Origin of the sequence: Staphylococcus sp. CWZ226 (assembly GCF_018986355.1) — a bacterium.
GTDB lineage: Bacteria > Bacillota > Bacilli > Staphylococcales > Staphylococcaceae > Staphylococcus > Staphylococcus simulans.
Genome location: NZ_JAHMSB010000013.1, coordinates 40066 through 62561 on the forward strand (window position 1 = coordinate 40066; position 22496 = coordinate 62561).

The window sequence follows — 22496 nt, forward strand, 5'->3', positions numbered from 1 at the left end:
TTCACATGGAGATACGAATCATTTGTAAACCATTTCATCCATACATTTTTAATCATAATATAGCAATGGAACGCGTGTCAATTACATTCAAAACATGCAATTCTTATGAGTGATTTTTGTCACAAATTAGACACATTTTTAACAAATCATTCATAATTGTCTTTATTTTCATTAAAATCTACAGGTTTTTCGCTTGTCAGATTAAAATAATACTTAATATTGTCACAAATGCGTTTCGAAGCTTTACCATCTCCATAAGGATTGGCAGTTTCACTCATTTGCTGATAAAGTGCTTGATTCGTTAATAATAATTCAGCTTCTCGATACACATCTTCTTCCTCCGTACCAGTCAATTTCAAGGTACCCGCTTCTACACCTTCAGGTCGTTCTGTTGTATCTCTTAATACTAAAACTGGTTTGCCTAAAGATGGTGCTTCTTCTTGAATACCGCCTGAATCTGTCAGTATCAAATAAGACTGATGGGCAAAGTTATGAAAATCTACGACATCTAAAGGTTCTATCAATTCTATGCGATCATGATCACTGAGATACTGTTGTGCAATTTCACGTACTTTAGGATTCTTATGCATAGGATAAACCAACACCACATCTTCATGTGCTTCCACTAATCTTCGTGCTGCACTGAAAATATGTGCCATGGGTTCACCTAAATTTTCTCTACGATGCGCTGTCAATAAAATAACGCGCTTGTCTTTATGACGTTTCATCACTTCTGAATGATAATCCTTTTGAATTGTAGTATTCATAGCATCAATGGCAGTGTTGCCTGTAATTACAACTTTAGCGCTAGGTATATTCTCTTTTAATAGATTCGCCTTCGCTTGTTTTGTCGGCGCAAAATGAATATCTGATAAACAGCTGATCATTTGGCGATTCATCTCTTCAGGATAAGGCGAATACTTATTCCAAGTTCTTAATCCAGCTTCTACATGACCTATAGCGACTTGATTGTAAAATGCTGCTAAACCGCTGGCAAATGCAGTCATCGTATCACCGTGGACTAATATCATATCTGGTTTCTCTTGTTGAATAATAGCTTCCAATCCTTTTAAAACTCTAGAAGTAATATCTGATAACGTTTGCCCTGCCTTCATAATATCTAAATCATAATCTGGTTGAATATCAAACGTTTCTAGTACAGCATCAAGCATTTCTCTATGTTGAGCCGTAACGACAACCACAGGTTCTAGCGCTTCTTCATGTTTTAATTGATTGACTAATGGCGCCATTTTGATTGCTTCAGGTCGCGTGCCGAAGATTGTCATTATTTTCTTCAAGTCAATGCCTCCTATACAGAGAAAGAGTATGCAATGTTATGGCATCACAGATTGAACTTTCTGTTCATCTACGCTAAACAATTTGCATACTCTTATATCTATTTATCTCTTATTTCCATTTAAAGCATGCACATAGGTTAATATGTGTGACTGCTGAACACTTCTTATTTTGTACCGAATAAACGGTCTCCAGCATCACCTAAACCTGGGATGATATATGCTTTATCATTCAATTTTTCATCAAGTGCTGCAATATAAATATCAACATCCGGGTGCGCTTCTTGAAGTAATTCCACACCTTCAGGCGCAGCAATCAAGCACATGAAACGAATATGTTTCGCACCACGATTTTTCAACGAGTTGATAGCTTCAATTGCTGAAGCACCTGTTGCTAACATTGGATCTACGACAATAATTTGTCTTTCCTCAATATCTTGAGGCAATTTAACAAAGTATTCAACTGCTTCCAATGTTTCTGGATCACGATATAAACCGACATGACCGACACGCGCTGCAGGGATTAAGCTTAAGACACCTTGTGTCATACCTAAACCAGCTCTAAGAATCGGTACAAACGCTAGTTTTTTACCAGATAATCTTTTCGCTACCGTTTTAGTCACGGGTGTTTCGATTTCAACATCTTGAAGTTCCAAATCTCTTGTCACTTCATATGCCATTAACATACCGACTTCGTCTACTAACTCTCTGAACTCTTTTGTTCCAGTGTGGACGTCACGGATGTAACTTAATTTGTGTTGAATTAACGGATGATCAAATACATGTACTTTTCCCATAAAGGAATAGCCTCCTAGTTCTCTTATTTATATAGTGGATGTTTTGAAGTCAAAGCTTGTACGCGTTCAGAAGCTTCATTTAACTTCGCTTCATCTTTAGGATTTTGAACAACTAGGCTGATGATTTTACCTACTTCTTCAAAGTCTTTTTCATCGAATCCACGTGTTGTTGCAGCTGGTGTACCTAAACGTAAACCACTTGTTACGAATGGTTTTTCTTGGTCAAATGGAATTGTGTTTTTGTTACAAGTAATGCCCACTTCATCTAATGCTTCTTCCGCTTCTTTACCTGTAATACCAAATGAACCTTTAACATCAACCGCTACTAAGTGGTTTTCTGTACCACCAGAAACAACTCTGAAGCCTTCATTGATTAACGTATCAGCTAATGCTTTTGCATTTTTGATGACTTGTTCTTGATAAACTTTGAACTCAGGTTGCAATGCTTCACCGAATGCTACTGCTTTTGCCGCAATAACATGTTCTAATGGTCCACCTTGAATACCTGGGAAAATTGTTTTATCAATTTGTTTCGCATATTCTTTTTTAGTAAGAATCATACCGCCACGAGGGCCTCTTAAAGTTTTATGCGTTGTAGTTGTCACAAAATCAGCATAGTCTACTGGGTTTTGATGTAAACCTGCAGCTACTAAACCAGCGATATGTGCCATGTCTACCATTAATTTAGCACCGACTTCATCAGCAATTTCTTTGAATTTCTTGAAGTCGATTTCTCTTGGGTAAGCTGATGCTCCCGCAACGATTAATTTAGGTTTGTTTTCTTTCGCAAGACGACGTACCTCTTCGTAATCGATGCGTTCTGTTTCTTTATCTACACCGTATTCGACAAAGTTATAAAATTGTCCGCTGAAGTTGACTTTAGCACCATGTGTCAAGTGACCGCCATGGCTTAAGTTCATACCTAATACAGTGTCACCGTAATCCAATGCAACTAAATAAACTGCCATGTTTGCTTGTGAACCTGAATGTGGTTGTACGTTAACGTGTTCTGCACCAAATAACTCTTTCGCACGTTCAATCGCTAATGTTTCTGTTACATCTACAAATTGGCAGCCGCCATAATAACGGCGTCCTGGGTAACCTTCAGCATACTTGTTAGTCAATACTGAACCTTGTGCTTCCATTACTGCTTCTGACACAAAGTTTTCTGATGCGATTAATTCAATGTTGTTATTCTGACGATTGTATTCGTTTTGAATAGCTTCAAATACTGCTTTGTCTTCCTTTTCGATAAATGACATGACATCATTCCCCCAATTCATTTAGTTATAAAGTATAGTGAGCACGTTCGCCGCCGATTAGCTTAGGTCTAGAAGTCGCAAGTGTCACGACCGCATCCCCGACACGCTTCACTGAAGTACGTACAGGTACTGCAACATGTTTGATATGCATACCGATCATTGTTTGACCGATATCAATACCGCAATCAGCAGTGATATGTTCAACAACCATCGGATTGTCTAAGTGACGATAAGCATATGTCGACATACTGCCGCCAGCATGCGTTGCGGGCACAACTGTAACTTCTTCCATTGTAAGTGGATTGAAATGTTCTCTTTCGATAGTAATTGCCCTATTGATATGCTCGCAACCTTGGAATGCAAAAGTGACACCTGTCTCTTTACGGATTTCCATCAAAGCATCAAAGATTTCTTGTGCTACTTCCATTGAACCGACTGAGCCGATTCGCTCACCGATAACCTCAGATGTTGAACAACCAATAACACAAATTTCTCCGGGTTTGAAGAAATCTTGTTCTTTTAACTCATTAAGCAATAACTTCAAATTTTCCATTTAATTCCACCCCTTTGTAAACTCATCTCAAGCGAAAACAGAAAAGTTCTCGCTTATGTAAAGCAAACGATGCTATATAGTTGCTATTATAACGCATTTAAAGCTCAACTCATACTAATTATTAACATCTTTTTCCAATCTTAACTTCACTTCGTTCAATAAGTAATTCAGTTCATTATAAATCTGTTGGTATTGATTGAGGTCTCCGCCATAGGGATCTGAAACTTCACCTTTTTGGCCTGCAAACTCATAAAGCGTATATACCGGTAATGGTTGCGCATACATCATTTCAAGTTGTTGCTTATGTCCTTCAGTCATTGTCAAAATCAAGTCTGCATCTAAATCACTTTCAGACAACTGACAAGCCTTTGTCGGCGAATCTAAATTTTTTCCTTCTAAAATAGATTGTGTATGTGCAGCTGCAGTTTGACCATTCATCGCAAATAAACCTCTTGAATAAAAGGTATGTTCAGGCATTAATGATTTCGCAATACTTTCAGCCATTGGACTGCGACATGTATTTCCTGTACAAACAAAGATTATTTTCACAGTTGATCCGCTCCTATTTGTTGATTACCTGTTGCTTTTTCTAAACGATTTAAGAAAGCTGTACTTTCATCTGTAGGTTCAAAACGATAAATATAACCTTGTTCAATGGATTCATCCGTATCAAGCTCGTGCAGAATTTGATATAGCATATGATTTGCGGATTTTAAATCAGTGACATCTTTTGCAAGTTCGCGATAAATAGCATCTTTCGGCAAGTAGGCCTGCAATGTCGCAGGTACCGCAAACAATGTATGCGACCAATCTTTATCCTCTGAAATAGCTTGTGTTAAACTTGTCAGCATCGCTACAGGTGTTTGTGGTGAATAATGTTTATACTTCATACCTGGTGCGATTGGTTTTTCTGTATTTAATTGTGCATCGTGGTCTACAGAACCTGGCAATACAGAGTCAATCATTTCTTCTGTTATCGCACCTGGTCTTGCAATTCTATAAGGATATTGTGTGCAGTCAAGTACTGTACTTTCTAAACCTTCTTCACTTTGATCACCATTTACTATTCCTTCTACCCGTCCGTCCATATCATTAAAGACATGTGAGAAAGTTGTAGGTGAAGGTCTGCCGCTAATATTAGCACTCGGTGCAGCAATCGGCAGATTTGTATATTTCAAAATAGCACGACCAATAGGATGACTCGGCATTCTCACTGCGATAGAGTCAAGACCTCCTGAGACACGTTCACATAAGTAACCTGGTTTCAACGGTAAGATAAAAGAAATCGGCCCTGGCCAAAACGCATCCATTAATTGTTCCACTTCTTTTGAATAAGAAGCCACAAAATCATTCAATTGGCTTTTATCATGAATATGAATGATTAAAGGATTATCAGATGGACGTCCTTTCGCTTCATAGATACGACGTACGGCTTGATCATCACATGCGTTAGCTCCTAATCCATAAACTGTCTCTGTCGGAATTGCGACTAAACCGCCCGCATGATAGATGTCACTGATTTCATTTAATGCACGTTGACCTTGTTCTGTCTGTAATTGGTTACGTAAATCCCATGTTTTTGTCATCATTTTCTGCTGCACGTCCTTTCAATTTAATTGTAAAACAAAATAAGAAGTTATGCGAGAACAGGGAATGTGCGATTCCCCTTCTTCTCCCATAACTTCTCATCCTCTGTTTAAGTTGACCATTTAAATGCGACAATTCGATCATTTTGATTAATATCTGCGACGACTTCAACTTGTACTTTTGGATACATGGTTTCAATCATCGTTTTTAATACTGCGCCTTGATTATAACCAATTTCAAAGACGACAAGTGCCTGATCATTTAAAACATACGGCAATTTTTCAATGATCGCACGATAAATCGCTAAACCTTGTTCATCTGCGAATAAAGCTTGATGTGGTTCATAATTCAAAACTGTTTCGGCCATATCGACAGATTCACTTTCATCAATATACGGCGGATTAGAAATCAAACCATCTAAACGAATACCTTGTTTAATGTAAGGTTCCAAGTCACTGCCTTGTATAAAAGTAATTTCTGTTTGATGCAGCTTCGCATTAGCTTCAGCAATAGTTAACGGTCCTTCATATAAATCTGACGCATACACTGTCAAACTTGGTTCTAAACGTTTTAAGGAGACAGCTAAAATACCGCTTCCCGTTCCAATATCTGCCACCACACTTTGCTTAGGCAAACGTTCTAAAAAGTACATGAGTACTTCTTCTGTTTCAGGTCTTGGTATTAAGCAACGTTCATCTACTTGAAACTTTTCTCCTAAGAAACTTTGAAAGCCAGTGATATATTGAATCGGTTCCCCTGTCAACATACGTTCGACCGCTTGTTGATATAACCGTTCATGTTCTTCTGGCATGGTATCCTGCATATGCATTACATAGTCCGTCAACGACCAATCTAATAAATCTAGCAACAGCCATTCTGCGCGTTTCGGTTCATAACCACGAGCAGTCGCTTGTTTTGAGGCAGCTTGAACCGCTTCTTTATAATTCAACGTTGTTCAATTCTTTCAATTTCTCTGTCTGTTCTGACATTGTTAACGCATCGATAATTTCATCTAATTTACCTTCGATGATTTGATCTAACTTTTGAATTGTTAAACCGATACGGTGATCAGTGACACGATTTTGTGGATAGTTATACGTACGAATACGTTCTGAACGGTCTCCAGTACCCACTGCTGATTTTCTTTCAGATGCGTATTTTTCTTGTTCTTCTTGTAATTTCATATCATACACACGTGCTTTCAACACTTTCAATGCTTTTTCACGGTTTTGAATTTGTGATTTTTCAGATGATGTCGCAATAATACCTGTTGGTAAATGCGTAATACGTACTGCTGAGTCAGTCGTATTGACGTGCTGACCACCTGAACCACTTGAACGATATGTTTCAATTTTCAAGTCTTCATTTCTAATTTCAATTTCTACATCTTCCGCTTCAGGCAGTACCGCTACAGTAGCAGTTGACGTATGAATACGACCGCCTGATTCAGTTTCAGGTACACGTTGTACACGGTGTGCGCCATTTTCGTATTTCAATTTAGAATAAGCACCTTGACCATTGATAATAAAGCTGATTTCTTTGAAACCGCCATGGTCACTGTCATTCATTTCAATGACTTCAGTTTTATATCCTAGTGCTTCACTGTAACGTGAATACATACGGTATAAATCACCCGCAAAGATGGCTGCTTCATCTCCACCTGCTGCGGCACGGATTTCAACGACAACGTTCTTGTCATCATTTGGGTCTTTAGGAATCAATAATAGTTTTAATTGTTCTTCTAAATCAGGTAATGTATTTTTTAATTCGCTGATATCTGATTTCAACATGTCGACTTCTTCTTTGTCTGTTGTTTCATTCAGCATTTCATTCATTTCTTCAATATCTTCTTTGTTTTGTTTATACTCACGATAAACATCTACTGTTTTTTGTAAATCAGATTGTTCTTTTGAGTATTCACGCAGTTTATCAGAATCACTGACCACATCTGGATCACTCAGTAATTCGTTCAACTGTTCATAACGTTCTTCAACAATGTCTAATTGATCAAACATGATTATAATTCCTCCTTCTCAGTCTCACTTGGTGCGACAATATGATGTGCACGACATCTTGGTTCATAACTTTCATCTGCACCAACCATAATAATCGGATCATCTGCTTTGGCAGGTCTGCCATTAATCAAACGTTGCGTTCTGCTGGCAGGTGCACCACAGACTGCACAAACGGCTTGTAACTTTGTGACAAGTTCACTGACTGCCATTAGTTGAGGCATCGGTTCAAAAGGTTCACCTCTGAAATCCATATCCAATCCAGCAACAATCACACGATGACCTTGTTCAGCCAACTCTTGTGCGATATCTACTACTGAATGTTCAAAGAATTGTACTTCATCAATACCGATGACATCTACCCCTGTTAAATCCTGTTCAAAGATTTCTTCAGCTACTTTAATTGTAATGGCTTCTATCGCATTACCATTATGCGATACCACTTTTTCTTTATGGTAACGATTATCTATTGCGGGTTTAAATACAACGACTTTCTGTTTTGCATACATGCCGCGTTTTAATCTGCGGATTAATTCTTCAGATTTACCGCTGAACATGCTGCCGGTAATACATTCAATCCAGCCGGAATGATAAGTTTCATACATTATGCTTTTCCTTCCTTTTCAAAACAAAATCATCTCATTATATCATATTTTTAATTTTGATAGAGAAATAACTGCAAGAAAATCCAAATGAATTCGGACAAAAATGTAAAAAAAACTCTCGCTTTAAAAGCGAGAGTAAATGACATTCAATATTATTGATTGTTGTTTGATTTAAGACCGAATTTTTTGTTGAATCGTTCAACACGGCCATCCGCTGCTGCGAATTTTTGACGACCTGTGTAGAATGGATGTGAGTCAGATGAAATATCTAAACGGATAACTGGATATTCGTTACCATCTTCCCATTCCATTGTTTCTGATGATGTTTTAGTTGAACCACTTAAGAATTTATAGTTAGTAGTAGTATCTAAGAAAATTACTTTGTGGTATTCAGGATGGATTCCTTGTCTCATTATTATTTTCAGCTCCTTTGCCCTGAACCATCTGGAACAGAGTTATTTGTGAGTTTTTACCCAATACTTAGTAATTATAATTGTTACCAGAATAAATTGCAACCCATTCTGGAAGACAAATCAAATTTATATTTAAATGATCGGCTTGCCTGTACGCTTGCTGTCTTCAGCTGCTTTTTGTAATTGTTGGAAGAATTCTTCATTATTTTTCGAACGTTTTAACTTTCTGATGAAACGTTCTGTGAAGTCTGTAGAATCTGTAAACATATTACGTAATTGCCATAAGCTTTCTAAATCTTTCTTATCTACCAGCAATTCTTCTTTACGTGTTGAGCTTCGACCAATATCAATAGCTGGGAAGACACGTCTTTCAGCTAATTTACGATCTAAATGAAGCTCCATGTTACCTGTTCCTTTGAATTCTTCATAAATTAAATCGTCCATTCTAGAACCTGTATCAATTAATGCAGTGGCTAAAATTGTTAAGCTGCCGCCTGCTTCAATATTTCTTGCCGCACCAAAGAAATGTTTAGGTTTGTGTAATGAAGCCGGATCTAAACCACCTGATAAAGTACGTCCGCTTGGTGGAATAACTAAGTTGTATGCACGTGCTAATCGTGTAATAGAGTCCATTAAAATAATGACGTCTTCTCCGATTTCAACTAAACGTTTCGCACGTTCTAGTAATAATTCAGCAACTTTAACATGATGTTCTGGCGGCTCATCAAATGTTGAATGCACTACTTCTGCATCATCACTTGAACGTTCAATATCTGTTACCTCTTCTGGTCGTTCTCCAACTAATAAAATGAACAATTTAGCTTCTGGTTTGTTTGCTGAAATGGCGTTCGCAATTTCTTTAAGCAACGTTGTTTTACCTGCTTTAGGCGGTGCGACAATTAAACCACGTTGGCCTAAACCAATCGGTGAAACCAAGTCCATAATACGTGTGGAATAGTTAGTTGATTTTGTTTCTAATCGAATACGTTCATCTGGATATAGTGGTGTAAGTGCTTGGAAGTGAGGACGTTTTTTGACTTCTTCTGCATTGTGATCATTAACGAAGTCAACTTGCAGTAAACCATAATATTTCTCATTATCTTTTGGCTTTCTGACTTTACCTGTAACCTTATCCCCTCGTTTGATTTCAAAACGGCGGATTTGGCTTGCAGAAATATAAATATCTTTTTCGCCCTTGGAATAGTTGACTGTTCTTAAAAAACCGTAACCGTCAGGTTGAATATCATCTAAGATACCTTCCATATAATAGTTGCCGTCTTTTTCCATTTGAGCTTCCATGATAGCTAATACTAATTCTTTTTTATTAAGTTTACTATAATTTGTAAGTTTAAGAGATTTTGCTTTTTGAGTTAGCGCTTTAGTAGTGTTGTTCTTATAAAGTTCGTGGAAAGACTCGTATTGAGGAGATGTACGTTCTCTTTCAGGCATGTTTGACACTCATTTCGTTTTAATTTTACGTATTTACTTATTATAAAGTATTTTTCATAAGATAACCATAGCAAATTTCCATTTTAATTACAAAAACAATCATTGGTCTAACGTTATCAATTGCGTATAATTAACTATTTCTCCATTAAAAAAGCTGGACACTTTCGTGCCCAGCAAATAGTATTCAAAGGTTATTCATTATAGTAACCTGCAATTGATTTAATTTCTAAGAATTCTTCAATACCATAGTCGCCCCATTCTCTACCGATACCTGATTGTTTATAACCACCGAATGGTAAATCTGGTTTGCGACCTGCTTCATTGATTTCAATTGTACCTGCTTCAACTTCACGTGCAACTTTGCGTAAAGTGTTTAAGTCTTTACCATATACATAACCAGCAAGACCATATTTTGTTTCGTTCGCAATTTCAATTGCTTCTTTAAGGTCTTTGTAAGTGATAATTGACATTACAGGTCCAAAGATTTCTTCTTGTGCGATAGTCATTTGGTTATCAACATTCGCAAAGATTGTTGGTTTTGCGAAGTAACCTTTGTCTAATCCTTCAGGTTTGCCTACACCGCCAAGAACTAATTCAGCACCTTCATCGATACCTTTTTGAATATAATCTTCAACTTGATCAAATTGTTTTTTGCTGATGATTGGACCCATTTGAACGCCTTCTTCTCTTGGATCTCCGACTTTTACTTGGCTCATTTTTTCTTTTGCTGCTTCAATGAATTTATCTTTCATTGATTCAGGAATAATAGTTCTTGTACCTGCAGTACATACTTGGCCTGTGTTGTTATAAACTTTGCCGACTGCAGCTTCAGCAGCTTCTTCTACATCTGCATCATCTAAAATGATATAAGGTGATTTACCACCAAGTTCAAGTGAAACTTTTTTGAAGTCTTGTGCTGCTTTTTCCATAATTTTTGCACCTGTACGTCCTGAACCTGTGAATGACATCATGCGTACATCTGGATGTTCACTTAATGGATTGCCGACACCTTCGCCGTCACCATTTACTAAGTTGAATACACCTTTTGGTACGCCAGCTTTATCAAAGATTTCAGCTAAGATAATTGCTGCGTATGGTGTTAATTCAGAAGGTTTTAATACGACTGGACTACCAGCTGCGAATGCTGCTGCTAGTTTTAATGATGTTTGGTTAGTTGGGAAGTTCCATGGTGTGATTAAACCAGCAACACCAATACCCTCTTTCACCACTAAGTCATTACCGCGTCGTTCTTCAAATTGGAAATTATCCAATGCATCTCTTGCTTCTGAGAAGTGATTAAGCCCCATTTGATAATGCACATTTTCGGATTTTTCAAGCGGTGAACCTAGTTCATCAGTAATCGCTTCTATAATATCTTGTTTTCTATTTTCATACTCTTTGACAATTTTATCGAGTAAGTCTCTTCTATATTCTACACTGCTGTGACGGAATTCAAGATAAACATCTTTTGCAGCTTGGACTGCTTTATCTACGTCTTCTTTGTTACCTTTCGCAACTTGACCGAGTACTTCTTCAGTTGCTGGGTTGATGACATCGATTGTTTCGCCACTTGCACTATCAACCCATTCACCATTGATATATTGCTTAGTTTGAATTCTCAATTCAGTCACTCCTTAGTATTACGTCTTATTTTATAGTTTATCCTTTCTCAGATTTTTTTAAACGTTTCTGCTTATAACGCAAAATAAGAGCTACTCCAAAAGGAATAACTCTTACTTCTCTCAAATCTATATTAAGAATTGGACACATTATCTGTTTGATTCTCAGATTCAAGTTCAATATATTTTTGTGCCCATTCTTCCATCGGTACTAAAGCCTCAGCTAAAGCAGCACCTTTATCAGTTAAATGATAAACGATTGATAAGGGGGCTTTTGATACGATGTTCTTTTCTACTAACTCCCATTCCATCAGTTCAGAAAGTTTTAAGCTTAAAGAACGTGGTGTAATTGTCTTCAAATCTTTCTTCATATCACTGAAGTGTGCAGACTGTTCTGGACATCTAGATAAATAATTTAAAATTAATCCATTCCAGCTTCGACCGATGATTTTGAATGTTTCTTCTAGATATGGACAAATTTCCATTTAAATCACCTCTCATGATTACTAGATCATGCAAACCTACTATACAAAGTATACCACGTTTTCTAAATTTTTTCAGTCCAAATGTTTGCGCCGAGAGATTTTAAATTCTCTACAATGTTTGTGTAGCCGCGATAAATGTGATTTACATTATAAATTGTTGTTACACCCTCTGCGATTAAACCTGCAATAATTAAGCAAGCACCGGCACGTAAATCACTCGCATACACAGACGCACCATGTAATTGAGACGGTTTAACTGTTGCTGTGTTTTGATCTACAGAAATTTCTCCGCCCATTTTTCTTAACTCTTCAATATGACGGAATCTTTCAGGATAAATTGTATCTGTTACAAATGAAGGTCCATCTGCTAAGAATAATAATGGTGTGATTGGTTGTTGTAAGTCAGTCGCAAAACCTGGATAAACCAATGTTTTGATGTTGACGCTGTTAAATGGTAATTGGCCTTTAAGTTTTACGCGGTCATCATCAATCTCAACATCTACACCTAGTTCACGTAATTTAACAGTTAAAGGTTCGATGTGTTTTGGAATGATATTATCAAGTTCCACTTCAGCACCGCAAGCTGCTGCCATACACATATATGAACCAGCTTCAATACGGTCTGGAATAATTTGATGTGTCACACCATGCAAATGATCGACACCAGTAATTTTAATAGTACTTGTACCTGCACCTTTGATATTCGCACCCATTCCTGTTAAGAACGTCGCAACATCTACAACTTCAGGTTCTTTCGCTGCATTTTCGATTACTGTTTGTCCCTCTGCACGGACAGCAGCTAACATAATATTGATCGTTGCACCGACACTAACCATGTCTAAGAAAATATTCGCACCTTTTAATTCTTCCGCTTCAATTTTCATAGAAGTCGGGCTTGATTCATCAATCGTCGCACCTAATGCTTTGAATCCTTTAATATGTTGATCAATCGGACGTGGTCCTAAAGGACAACCACCTGGTAGTCCGATGACGCATTTTTTAAATCGACCTAACATTGCTCCCATCATATAATATGATGCTCTTAATGACTCTACCTTATGGTTTGGTAAAGACGCATTTTTTATTTCCGTCGGGTCTACTTTTAATTCTGTATCTTTTAAATCTGTTTTAATGTTTAAATCCTCTAACAAGCTTACTAAAGTAGCAACATCTGAAATTTGCGGTAAGCCTTCTAATGTTACAACATCCTCTGCAAGTAATGCTGCTGGGATAATCGCCACTGCACTATTTTTAGCGCCGTTGATTTTCAGTTTCCCTTTTAATGGCTGTCCGCCTCTGATTTTTATTACTTCTTGAGCCATTCGATTGTTCTCCTTTGTTATTCAATCTTTATTCCACAGTTCTATGTATAGTCTACCTTGTTTCTGATACGACTACACCCACTCTTTCATCATTTTCTATGAAAATAACTGTTATCCACATACTTCATATTAATTATAGTTGAATGTACTAGCGATTGTATATTCATATTATAGAATACAAAGCCATTTGTTAAAGTATTTACAACATGTTGATATGTTGCACCCATTTTATGCGTTTGTCTTAAGATGTCAGTCTCAACAAACTTTTTTGTTTCATTCAAAAAATCACTTAAGACATTATAGCACAAGTCACGTTAAGACTGCGAAATAATTTCAGGCAATACACCATTTTTGCCTAACATTATTGTCATATAGATATTTCCGCAATCTTTTGTATCCTAACAAATGGTTGACGAGAACACAATCTTTTGGTGTTGTCTCACAACACAAAAAAGAGCATCCGAACAAGATGCTCTTTCAATACTTAATTATTCAAAATTAAGCGCGGTTAGAAGTACCGAATTCTTTGATTTTACCAGTTACTGTAGCTTTGATAGCTTCACGAGCTGGTCCTAAATATTTACGTGGATCGTATACTTCTTTGTCGTTGTTTAATACTTCACGAACTGCTTTCGCTGAAGCAATTTGGTTTTCAGTATTTACGTTGATTTTAGCTGTACCTAAAGAAATAGATTTTTGGATATCTTTAGTTGGGATACCAGTACCACCGTGTAATACTAATGGTAAACCAGTTGATTGACCGATTTCTTCCATTTCTTTGAAGCCTAAGTTTGGTTCACCTTTGTAAGGACCATGAACAGAACCTAATGCAGGTGCTAAAGTATCGATACCTGTTTTTTCAACAAGTTCTTGACACTCTTTAGGGTCAGCATAGATAACGCCGTCAGCTACTACGTCGTCTTCTTGTCCGCCAACAGTACCTAATTCAGCTTCAACTGATACACCGCGTGCATGTGCATATTCAACCACTTTTTTAGTGATTTCAATATTTTCTTCGAATGGGCTGTGTGAAGCGTCAATCATAACTGATGTGAAACCAGCGTCGATTGCTTCTTTACATTTTTCGAAGCTTGAACCGTGGTCTAAATGGATAGCAACTGGTACAGTGATTTTTAAATCATGTAATAAGCCTTCTACCATTTTAACTACAGTGTAGAATCCGCTCATGTAACGAGCAGCACCTTCAGATACACCTAAAATAACTGGTGCATTTTGTTCTTGTGAAGCTTCTAAAATAGCTTGAGTGAATTCTAGGTTATTTAAGTTGTATTGACCAACTGCGTAACCTTTTTCTTTTGCATCGATTAACATTTCTTTCATTGAAACTAAAGGCATGAAAGTTCCTCCTTGCGTGCGTTTTGCACGTGATTTTTATACGTTAAGTATATCAAAGTCACCGCCGTAATGCATTGCAAAACTAAATGTAAGCGGTTATAAATGATAAAATTGTGTGAATTTTCAAATGAAAACGTATACAACATGTGTATATGTGTTTCACAACCACTTTGTTCTGTGCTTAACGTTGTATTTTTTATTATTACCCATTTTCATCTGCGTCTTATACATTTTTCAGTCAATTGAATTAAAGATAAGCTTCATTTAAAATTGAAATATCGATAATATAGTTGGAGGCTACTATGGCGAATATCTTACAAACACAACTTACTGGTATATTCAATCGCTTAAATCAACAAGAATTGGATATACAAATGGCAGCACAATGTTTAATTCAAGCTATCGGCGGAGAAGGTCATGTTTATGTCAAAGGTTATGGCGACTTAAATTGCTTCGAAGATTATGTGCTTAACAGCAATGAAAAATTAGAAGCAAGCAAACGTCTAACTGACTTAGAAAGTTATGATGCATTAGATACAACTGACCGCGTCTTACTCTTCTCTCCTTTTTATACAGAAGAAGTTCAAGCGGATACACAACGCTTAATTGATTTAGATGTTGATTTCGTTTTAATCTGTAACAAAAATAAAGAAACCCCTATTCCTGACCATCTTCTTCATTATATAGATTTATGTACACCAAGACCGATTGTCTATACAGAGGATTACGACAAAATCGTTCAACCTCATCCTATGGCATTCACTTACGTTTACTATGAAATCTATACACAAATGATTGAAATGATCAGAGACTTGGATTTGAACGTAGAAGAGTAACTAAATAATTTGAAAATACAAAAGCGGCAAAGCTGTTTCACCTAGTTGTGAATCTGCTTTGCCGCTTCTTTATGCTTTATAATAGACGTATTTTGCCTTATTTACTTTTATTTTGTTGATATTTGTTAGCCGCTTCGATAAACGCTTTGAAGATTGGTTGCGGACGGTTTGGTCTTGATAAGAATTCTGGGTGGAATTGACTCGCGAAGAAGAAGTCATTACCAGGAATTTCAATCATTTCGATTCTTCTGCCGTCTGGGCTGATACCTGAGAAGACCATACCTGCATCTTCCATTTGTTGACGATAGTCGTTGTTAAATTCATAACGGTGACGATGACGTTCTTCGATTTCTTTTTTACCATAGATATCATAAGCTAATGTACCCTCTTTAACTTCACTTGGGTACAAGCCTAAACGTAATGTTCCGCCTAAATCTTCGATATCTTTTTGTTCTGGTAATAAGTCAATGATTGGATATGGTGTATCAGGATCTAATTCTGCAGAATGTGCACCTTCTAAACCAAGAACGTTACGCGCAAATTCTACTGTTGCCAACTGCATACCTAAGCAGATACCGAAGTATGGCACATTGTTTTCACGCGCATAACGGATTGCTGAAATCTTACCTTCACTTGCACGGTAACCAAAGCCGCCAGGCACTAAGATACCGTCTACATCTTTTAAATATTCTGCTGCGTTTTCATCTGTCACTTCGCTAGAATCAATCCATTTAACTTTAATGTCTTTATATAATGGATAGCCTGCGTGTTTTAATGATTCTACAACTGAAAGATAAGCATCTTGCAAGCTTACATATTTACCGACTAAACCGATTGTGATTTCACCATCAAGATTGTTTACGATTTCTAATAAATGTTTCCATTCATCTAATTGTGTATCGTATTTCGCATCTAAGTCTAAGCGATTGATGACTAAGTCATCCATATGTTGTTTGCTTAATTGTAAAGGAATTTCATATAAAGATTCAGCATCACGACATTCGATAACATTTTCTTCAGGAATGTCACAGAATAATGCAATTTTATCTTTTAAATCTTGTGTCATTTCATATTCAGTTCTTACCACAATCAAATCAGGTTGGATACCTAAACCACGTAATTCTTTAACACTATGTTGTGTCGGTTTTGTTTTCATTTCACCTGCTGCTTTGATGTAAGGTAATAAAGTACAGTGGATATACATGACATTATCTCTGCCTAAATCACTACGAATTTGACGAATCGCTTCGATAAATGGCAGTGATTCGATATCACCTGTTGTACCGCCGATTTCAGTAATAACAACGTCTGCATTTGTGCTTTCGCCTGCTAATAATAAACGTTCTTTAATTTCATTCGTGATATGAGGAATAACTTGAACCGTGCCGCCTAAGTAATCACCGCGGCGTTCTTTTTTCAATACGTGAGAGTAAACTTTACCAGCTGTCACGTTTGAATATTTATTTAAGTTGATGTCGATAAAACGTTCATAGTGTCCTAAGTCTAAGTCTGTTTCCGCACCATCATCTGTCACAAAGACTTCCCCGTGCTGATACGGACTCATAGTACCTGGGTCTACGTTTAAATATGGATCGAATTTCTGTATCGTTACGGATAAACCTCTATCTTTTAATAATCTGCCTAATGATGCCGCTGTAATTCCTTTACCAAGTGAAGAAACTACTCCGCCAGTAACAAATATGAACTTAGTCATTCTTTTTCCTCCTACTTTTCAATTACAAATTAATTTAACATTCCATAACTTGTTTGTATTCATGTTAAGACATAAAAGTCTTAGCGCTTATTTTAAATATCGCTTAAAAAATAAAAAAACGCTCCCTCTCACATCTCATGTAAAGGGGGAGCGTATGATTTATACACGTTGTCCTAATTAAAGGAGCCCGAATAAAATTTTATCATTTTTCTAGAAAAAGTCAATTATTATTCTTCATCGTCTGGCTCATCATTAAAACCAGCCGCATCTTCAAATAATTCTTCTGCTTCTTCTAATTCATCTTCGTCTTCTTCGATAACGATATCAGATTCATTGACTTCTTCTTCATCTTGAGGATCGTCTAAATTTTCTTCGTCGTCCTCAACATCTTCTTCAGTTCTTGCTTCGTCTTCCTCTTCTTCCTCTTCGCCAAGAAGTTTAAGATTTTTATCTTCTTCGTCTTCTTCATCCAAGATATCGAATTTTTGAATTGTAGGTGCGATTTTTTCTTCAATATCATCTACTGAATACCAGTCACGTAATCCCCACATATTTTCTCCGACATTTAAGAAACGTCCATCTGTGTTTAAGTCAGTGTAGAATTGAACAATACGATTTTCTAAATGTTCATTATCTTCATAGTGTCCTAAAGCTTTAAATTCATCAATGATATCGTATAAGTTCATTGTAGTCCCTTTTTCTTCTAATAAAGTATGGGCCATATCGATGAATGATTTTTCATCTACCATTTCTTTTGTGTAGTCTTGAATTTTCATATGTTCTATTACTCCCTTTCAAAGGCTTTATCAATTCAATCACAAGTTTACTTATTTCTCATGTTAACAAATGTAAATTATAAATGACAATGCCCTATTTCGCAATGCTAATGATTACATTTTTAATAAACGATATATTTTTCAAATTTTACATAATCTTCAGTTTGCAAGGTTGCGACAAAATTACTGTTCAAACATAACGGTTTTAATTCATTATGTTCACCAAATAAAACAATATCTAACACTTCTATTTCAGGATATGTTTTTCTGATATATGTCGCTAACTGACGTAACGCACTTTCTGCGATACCTTTATGTCGTTTATCCTTATCCACTTCTATACCTCTGATATGCATACGATTTTCTGTTGCTTGCAAGGCAATAAAACCTGCTTTTTGACCGTCCAGCATTAAATGTACTGTATCGATTTCTTTATCAGGTTGTTCATCGGGTGCTTTCAACTTTAATGATGAAACATATTTAGAATCTAAATCTAAATAGTATAAACGTTCTTCACCGATCGGTCCTTCTTGTTTTGTCGCAGTATGCATAAACCCTGCACGTTCATACACATTCCACGCTGCTTTATTTTCAGCATCGACCACAAGGTATAAATGGTTGAAATCACTATAAAGTGACTGAACATAATTCGGCAGATTCATCATAATCTTCGTGCCGTAACCATTTCCTTGGAATTTTTCATTAATAGATAACGAACGGACATAGACGACATGTTCTGGTGTGTCGTAACCTTCGTGTTGATAATATTGATGTAAAACAAAGAAGCCGACCACTTCCCCTTTTTGATTAATAGCTATATTCGCGATACGGTCTTTGTCTTTTAATGCATCGTCTAATACTTGTTTTGGTAAAGAAGAATAAATCATCTGTCTTTCTGACAGTTCGAAATCTTCGACTTCTTGATGGTACTTTGGTTCGTATGGCTGAACGATAATATCTCCAAATTGCTTACTGTGTTTCATATACATCCCCTACATTTCTTATTTACTGCAAGTTCAATTAGTGTTTCCCTATGCGCTATGCTGAGAAACAATTTGAGAGCCAATTAACACCGTATTGGTCTCTGACTTGACCATGCATTGCATTGAAAAAAGTTTTAGTAATCGGCATGTGTGGATCTCCACCAACACTCAACGCATCATATACACGTTGTTGTTCTGTAGAATCTTCAAATGTCAGAAGCAGATTCACATCTTCATTACTGAATGGTTTGCCATAATTGCTCGATAAGTGCAATACAATAGCATCAGTAATGTGAACTTCTGCGTGCAACACTTGTTCTTTTTGTTGATTTAATACTTTAATCTCACCGCCGAAAACACTTTGATAGAATTCAGCTGCTTTTGCAACATTTTCTACGATAAGGTATGGACTTAATTTCATTTTTTATTGTACACTCCTTAACTTTGCTTTTTTCTTTCTCTTTTGATTATACTATTAATGATTACATGTCATACATAATTTTGAGGTGAAACTATGAAAATCGGTATTGATGCCGGTGGTACATTAATTAAAATTGTCGAAATCGACAACGGGCACCGTACTTTCAAAACGAAACGTACTGATGAATTAACAGAAGTGATTGAGTGGTTGAATCAACAACCTTGCAGAAATGTTTCTTTAACCGGCGGTAAAGCACAAATGATTAAAGATCAATTAGATTTCTCTGCACAAGAATTCGTTGAGTTCGATGCAGCTTCAAAGGGTTTAAATATGTTATTAGAAGAACAAGGTCATTATTTAAAAGACTACATCTTCGCCAATGTCGGAACAGGCACATCTATGCACTATTTTGACGGCCAGACACAAAGACGTGTCGGAGGTATCGGTGCCGGCGGTGGTATGATTCAAGGTTTAGGATACTTATTATCTGGGATTACAGATTATCAAACTTTGACAGATACCGCAGAACAAGGTGATCGTGAATTTATTGATTTAAAAGTAAAACACATCTATAAAAATAGTGAACCGCCAATTCCAGGTGATTTAACAGCCGCAAACTTCGCACACGTGATGCGTCATCTAGATAAAGAAGTATCAACGGCAGATCAATTAGCATCAGTAATGGGTGTCGTTGGAGAAGTTGTCACAACCATGGCCATCACACTCGCAAGAGAGTTCCAAACTGAAAATGTGGTTTATATCGGTTCTTCATTCAACAATAATCATCTTCTACGCAAAGTTGTAGAAGATTATACTGTCTTACGTGGTTTCAAGCCTTACTATGTTGAAGGCGGCGCTTTTTCAGGCGCTTTAGGCAGTATCTACTTAGGAAATCCAGCGTAATGTACATCAAATAAATAGGGAATAAGGCAGATTTTAATCATTGCCTTATTCCCTATTATGTTCTCTATCTAATTAAACAATTTTAATAAGATAATTCATTTTTCAATGTTTGGGCTGAAACTATCGAACCTACAACATTCGGTTTTAAGTTGATGCCGACGCCGTTATCATCATCTCTTAATTGATCAAGCCATTCACTGAAAACTTCTCCTTCAACTTGATCTACATCGCATTCTTCAAAATCTTCATCGCGCACTTTCAATGCAGATTGATAATCACTCCACACTGGCATGAAGTTAGGTTGGTTTTCCCCGTTATTGCTGATAATAATAAACTGTTTATTTCCTTTATCAGTCAGACCATAAACATCATCTGTTTTCGCAGTAATTCGCGCAAATTCAACTGTACGAATACGATCCAGTTCTGTCATAATTTGTTTTGTGGCTTCATAAATATCAATGAAATGTCCGTCTAGTTCATCTGTAACATTGACTAAGACTTTATCCCCTTTATCAAATAAGTCATCCATTTCACTTGTCACAAAGCGATCTAAATCACGAATAATAATTTTATCGTAAGCATCTTTACGGTTTTCAAAATAAGCTTCTGCTAATTCTTTCTTTGTCCAAAATAGCGCAATGGCATGTCCATCTACATCTCTTCTAACCATTTTTCTATCTTTGACTGCAATATAGTACGTTTCATTTACAAGCAAATCTTTGAAAAACGTTTCGTATTTATAATCCATAGTAAACCCACTTTCTCTATAGTTGTGTATCAATGCAAATATAAAATAATAAACTTAAACAGTCAATCTAATACGATTTATGTTAAAGCAAAACGGCTAAAATCACACAGGATTTTAACCGTTTCACTAAAACTCTATATTAATCGCCTAATTCTTTTAAGAAGGCTTTTTCATTTAATTCAATTTCTTCTCTTGAGCTGCCATGCCAGATACACGCAAAACGAGAATTCACTTTATCCTTACCATACCAATCACCATCATAATAAGATAATGGATAAATTTTGCCCTGGCGGACATATTTCATAATCGTACGATAAAATTTCGTATTATCACCGCGTGAGAAATAACTATAGAATTTATGGAAATCTCCAGATAATTCATCATCTAACAGCAACATGCTTGTTGACCCGTTTTGACGGAAGTTTAAATCAATCGCATAAACATGACCATACTTATCATAAAGCAAGTCGAAACCTCCGACACCATAGAAACCTTCTTTAATACCGTTTTCCATAATTTCACGACCCGCTTCAATCACAGCTTGCGGCACCTCTTCCACCGGTACACTTTGATTTCCGTTATAGAAACCATAATCATCTGTGATTTGTTCGGCTGTTCCTAAATATTTCAAACCGATTTGATCTGAGTAAGCAAATTGTACACAGTAATTGGCGATATCATCCACTTTTTGTTCAATAATCATTGTTTCTGTTTCATCTAATGCTTGATGAACACGTTCAATTGCTTTTTCTAAATCTTCTTGGTTATAACAGATCATCACGCCATAGCCGCCGGCTGTCGGTAAATCATCGCCCGGTTTTAATACAATCGGTAAATCCCACTTCTTCACTGCTTCTTCAAAATCTTCTACCGCCACAACTTCACGTTTCGGCAAATATTTACCATTTGTCCACTCTGGTATACGTGCTTTATTGTTGAGCGCAACAAACGTATCTTTATCCAGCGCATAATCTTCTTTAGGTACAATGTCTTCACTATGCACATATTGGAAGTAAATCTTCTTGTTGTCTTCTTTCGTTAACGAACGTAATAAATGTTCATAACTAGCTTGGTTATGGAATTTATAAACATTGCTTGGCACTTCTTTACCGACTTCGTTGAATAACTGTTTCAACTTATCAGTGACACTCGCTTCATGCACAATCACCGGCATTTTATTCGCGATTAATAATTCACGACCTGTTAAGAAGTTAGATTGATGCTCATCAGGCTCTAACCAAGGATTAGAAACATACGATGGACGAGACGTATAAACAATAGACTCATCATATAAATCACTTAAAGTGACCTTAGGTTGTTCTGAATGTTTTCTAAGTTCTTTTAATGATGCTTGCTTCAC

Annotated in this window: 23 protein-coding genes; 2 read left to right on the forward strand and 21 right to left on the reverse strand. The window is 36.6% G+C overall.

Annotation, left to right across the window (positions count from 1 at the left end; genetic code table 11):
* Positions 1–146: 146 nt before the first annotated feature.
* From wecB to fdaB, 15 genes are all read right to left on the reverse strand, one after another.
* On the reverse strand, positions 147–1298 hold the full coding sequence (wecB, locus tag KRR19_RS10300; RefSeq protein ID WP_002481791.1) for a non-hydrolyzing UDP-N-acetylglucosamine 2-epimerase: 1152 nt from the start codon (positions 1296–1298) through the stop codon (positions 147–149).
* A 164-nt stretch (positions 1299–1462) separates the two neighbouring features.
* On the reverse strand, positions 1463–2092 hold the full coding sequence (upp, locus tag KRR19_RS10305; protein ID WP_002481792.1) for a uracil phosphoribosyltransferase: 630 nt from the start codon (positions 2090–2092) through the stop codon (positions 1463–1465).
* Positions 2093–2115: 23 nt separating this feature from the next.
* Entirely contained in the window at positions 2116–3354 is a 1239-nt protein-coding gene (gene glyA, locus KRR19_RS10310) for a serine hydroxymethyltransferase (RefSeq protein ID WP_216733616.1), read from the reverse strand.
* 25 nt (positions 3355–3379) lie between these two features.
* Positions 3380–3907, reverse strand: a complete 528-nt coding sequence (locus KRR19_RS10315; protein WP_023016114.1) for a TIGR01440 family protein — start codon at positions 3905–3907, stop codon at positions 3380–3382.
* A 114-nt stretch (positions 3908–4021) separates the two neighbouring features.
* Positions 4022–4456 (reverse strand): low molecular weight protein arginine phosphatase, encoded by a 435-nt coding sequence (locus tag KRR19_RS10320; protein ID WP_156667029.1) that lies wholly within the window; start codon positions 4454–4456, stop codon positions 4022–4024.
* Positions 4453–5496 carry an L-threonylcarbamoyladenylate synthase gene (locus KRR19_RS10325; RefSeq protein ID WP_002481796.1) on the reverse strand — a complete coding sequence of 348 codons (1044 nt, stop codon included), beginning with the start codon at positions 5494–5496 and terminating at the stop codon, positions 4453–4455. The genes KRR19_RS10320 and KRR19_RS10325 overlap by 4 nt, the downstream gene beginning before the upstream one ends.
* Before the next feature lie 107 nt (positions 5497–5603).
* The gene (prmC, locus tag KRR19_RS10330) at positions 5604–6443 is read right to left on the reverse strand and encodes a peptide chain release factor N(5)-glutamine methyltransferase (protein ID WP_156667030.1); all 840 of its coding nucleotides are present in this window, start codon (positions 6441–6443) and stop codon (positions 5604–5606) included.
* Entirely contained in the window at positions 6433–7509 is a 1077-nt protein-coding gene (prfA, locus tag KRR19_RS10335) for a peptide chain release factor 1 (RefSeq protein ID WP_023016117.1), read from the reverse strand. Before prfA ends, prmC begins: the two co-directional genes overlap by 11 nt.
* Before the next feature lie 2 nt (positions 7510–7511).
* A complete protein-coding gene (locus KRR19_RS10340; RefSeq protein WP_023016118.1) occupies positions 7512–8111 on the reverse strand; it encodes a thymidine kinase in 600 nt (199 codons plus the stop codon).
* A gap of 152 nt (positions 8112–8263) precedes the next feature.
* Positions 8264–8524: a type B 50S ribosomal protein L31 gene (locus KRR19_RS10345; RefSeq protein WP_002481800.1), complete on the reverse strand. Its 261-nt coding sequence runs from the start codon at positions 8522–8524 to the stop codon at positions 8264–8266.
* A 132-nt stretch (positions 8525–8656) separates the two neighbouring features.
* Entirely contained in the window at positions 8657–9973 is a 1317-nt protein-coding gene (gene rho / locus KRR19_RS10350) for a transcription termination factor Rho (protein ID WP_002481801.1), read from the reverse strand.
* Positions 9974–10164: 191 nt separating this feature from the next.
* Positions 10165–11595 carry an aldehyde dehydrogenase family protein gene (locus KRR19_RS10355; RefSeq protein WP_023016119.1) on the reverse strand — a complete coding sequence of 477 codons (1431 nt, stop codon included), beginning with the start codon at positions 11593–11595 and terminating at the stop codon, positions 10165–10167.
* A gap of 131 nt (positions 11596–11726) precedes the next feature.
* Positions 11727–12077 carry a winged helix-turn-helix transcriptional regulator gene (locus KRR19_RS10360; RefSeq protein WP_023016120.1) on the reverse strand — a complete coding sequence of 117 codons (351 nt, stop codon included), beginning with the start codon at positions 12075–12077 and terminating at the stop codon, positions 11727–11729.
* Positions 12078–12139: 62 nt separating this feature from the next.
* Positions 12140–13399 carry a UDP-N-acetylglucosamine 1-carboxyvinyltransferase gene (locus KRR19_RS10365; RefSeq protein ID WP_023016121.1) on the reverse strand — a complete coding sequence of 420 codons (1260 nt, stop codon included), beginning with the start codon at positions 13397–13399 and terminating at the stop codon, positions 12140–12142.
* Positions 13400–13897: 498 nt separating this feature from the next.
* Positions 13898–14755 (reverse strand): class IIb fructose-bisphosphate aldolase FdaB, encoded by an 858-nt coding sequence (gene fdaB, locus KRR19_RS10370; RefSeq protein WP_002481805.1) that lies wholly within the window; start codon positions 14753–14755, stop codon positions 13898–13900.
* Positions 14756–15057: 302 nt separating this feature from the next.
* On the opposite strand from fdaB, the gene KRR19_RS10375 reads away from it, so the two are divergent.
* A complete protein-coding gene (locus KRR19_RS10375; protein WP_002481806.1) occupies positions 15058–15591 on the forward strand; it encodes a DUF2529 family protein in 534 nt (177 codons plus the stop codon).
* A gap of 97 nt (positions 15592–15688) precedes the next feature.
* Here the strand turns inward: KRR19_RS10375 and KRR19_RS10380 are convergent, their stop codons facing one another.
* From KRR19_RS10380 to KRR19_RS10395, 4 genes are all read right to left on the reverse strand, one after another.
* Positions 15689–17305 carry a CTP synthase gene (locus KRR19_RS10380; RefSeq protein ID WP_002481807.1) on the reverse strand — a complete coding sequence of 539 codons (1617 nt, stop codon included), beginning with the start codon at positions 17303–17305 and terminating at the stop codon, positions 15689–15691.
* 227 nt (positions 17306–17532) lie between these two features.
* On the reverse strand, positions 17533–18081 hold the full coding sequence (rpoE, locus tag KRR19_RS10385) for a DNA-directed RNA polymerase subunit delta (protein WP_002481808.1): 549 nt from the start codon (positions 18079–18081) through the stop codon (positions 17533–17535).
* A gap of 122 nt (positions 18082–18203) precedes the next feature.
* Positions 18204–19070: a GNAT family N-acetyltransferase gene (locus KRR19_RS10390; RefSeq protein ID WP_031262816.1), complete on the reverse strand. Its 867-nt coding sequence runs from the start codon at positions 19068–19070 to the stop codon at positions 18204–18206.
* Between the two features lie 49 nt (positions 19071–19119).
* Complete coding sequence (locus KRR19_RS10395) at positions 19120–19485, reverse strand: VOC family protein (RefSeq protein ID WP_002481810.1); 366 nt, start codon at positions 19483–19485, stop codon at positions 19120–19122.
* A gap of 93 nt (positions 19486–19578) precedes the next feature.
* Between KRR19_RS10395 and coaW the strand changes: the two genes are divergently transcribed.
* Positions 19579–20388, forward strand: coding sequence for a type II pantothenate kinase (gene coaW / locus KRR19_RS10400; RefSeq protein WP_156667033.1), 810 nt, complete (start codon positions 19579–19581; stop codon positions 20386–20388).
* Between the two features lie 82 nt (positions 20389–20470).
* On the opposite strand, the gene KRR19_RS10405 is transcribed toward coaW, so the two are convergent.
* Together KRR19_RS10405 and ldmS are read right to left on the reverse strand one after the other, a co-directional pair.
* A complete protein-coding gene (locus tag KRR19_RS10405; protein WP_002481812.1) occupies positions 20471–21136 on the reverse strand; it encodes a DUF2750 domain-containing protein in 666 nt (221 codons plus the stop codon).
* Between the two features lie 139 nt (positions 21137–21275).
* Positions 21276–22496, reverse strand: coding sequence for an L-aspartate--L-methionine ligase LdmS (ldmS, locus tag KRR19_RS12260; RefSeq protein WP_231724100.1), 1221 nt, complete (start codon positions 22494–22496; stop codon positions 21276–21278).

Bases quoted from the DNA above. Each gene is read 5' to 3' on its own strand.
- upp (WP_002481792.1), bottom strand. From the start codon at position 2,092: ATGGGAAAAGTACATGTATTTGATCATCCGTTAATTCAACACAAATTA.
- glyA (WP_216733616.1), bottom strand. From the start codon at position 3,354: ATGTCATTTATCGAAAAGGAAGACAAAGCAGTATTTGAAGCTATTCAA.
- KRR19_RS10315 (WP_023016114.1), bottom strand. From the start codon at position 3,907: ATGGAAAATTTGAAGTTATTGCTTAATGAGTTAAAAGAACAAGATTTC.
- KRR19_RS10325 (WP_002481796.1), bottom strand. From the start codon at position 5,496: ATGATGACAAAAACATGGGATTTACGTAACCAATTACAGACAGAACAA.
- prfA (WP_023016117.1), bottom strand. From the start codon at position 7,509: ATGTTTGATCAATTAGACATTGTTGAAGAACGTTATGAACAGTTGAAC.
- KRR19_RS10340 (WP_023016118.1), bottom strand. From the start codon at position 8,111: ATGTATGAAACTTATCATTCCGGCTGGATTGAATGTATTACCGGCAGC.
- KRR19_RS10345 (WP_002481800.1), bottom strand. From the start codon at position 8,524: ATGAGACAAGGAATCCATCCTGAATACCACAAAGTAATTTTCTTAGAT.
- rho (WP_002481801.1), bottom strand. From the start codon at position 9,973: ATGCCTGAAAGAGAACGTACATCTCCTCAATACGAGTCTTTCCACGAA.
- KRR19_RS10360 (WP_023016120.1), bottom strand. From the start codon at position 12,077: ATGGAAATTTGTCCATATCTAGAAGAAACATTCAAAATCATCGGTCGA.
- KRR19_RS10365 (WP_023016121.1), bottom strand. From the start codon at position 13,399: ATGGCTCAAGAAGTAATAAAAATCAGAGGCGGACAGCCATTAAAAGGG.
- fdaB (WP_002481805.1), bottom strand. From the start codon at position 14,755: ATGCCTTTAGTTTCAATGAAAGAAATGTTAATCGATGCAAAAGAAAAA.
- KRR19_RS10375 (WP_002481806.1), top strand. From the start codon at position 15,058: ATGGCGAATATCTTACAAACACAACTTACTGGTATATTCAATCGCTTA.
- KRR19_RS10380 (WP_002481807.1), bottom strand. From the start codon at position 17,305: ATGACTAAGTTCATATTTGTTACTGGCGGAGTAGTTTCTTCACTTGGT.
- rpoE (WP_002481808.1), bottom strand. From the start codon at position 18,081: ATGAAAATTCAAGACTACACAAAAGAAATGGTAGATGAAAAATCATTC.
- KRR19_RS10390 (WP_031262816.1), bottom strand. From the start codon at position 19,070: ATGTATATGAAACACAGTAAGCAATTTGGAGATATTATCGTTCAGCCA.
- KRR19_RS10395 (WP_002481810.1), bottom strand. From the start codon at position 19,485: ATGAAATTAAGTCCATACCTTATCGTAGAAAATGTTGCAAAAGCAGCT.
- coaW (WP_156667033.1), top strand. From the start codon at position 19,579: ATGAAAATCGGTATTGATGCCGGTGGTACATTAATTAAAATTGTCGAA.
- KRR19_RS10405 (WP_002481812.1), bottom strand. From the start codon at position 21,136: ATGGATTATAAATACGAAACGTTTTTCAAAGATTTGCTTGTAAATGAA.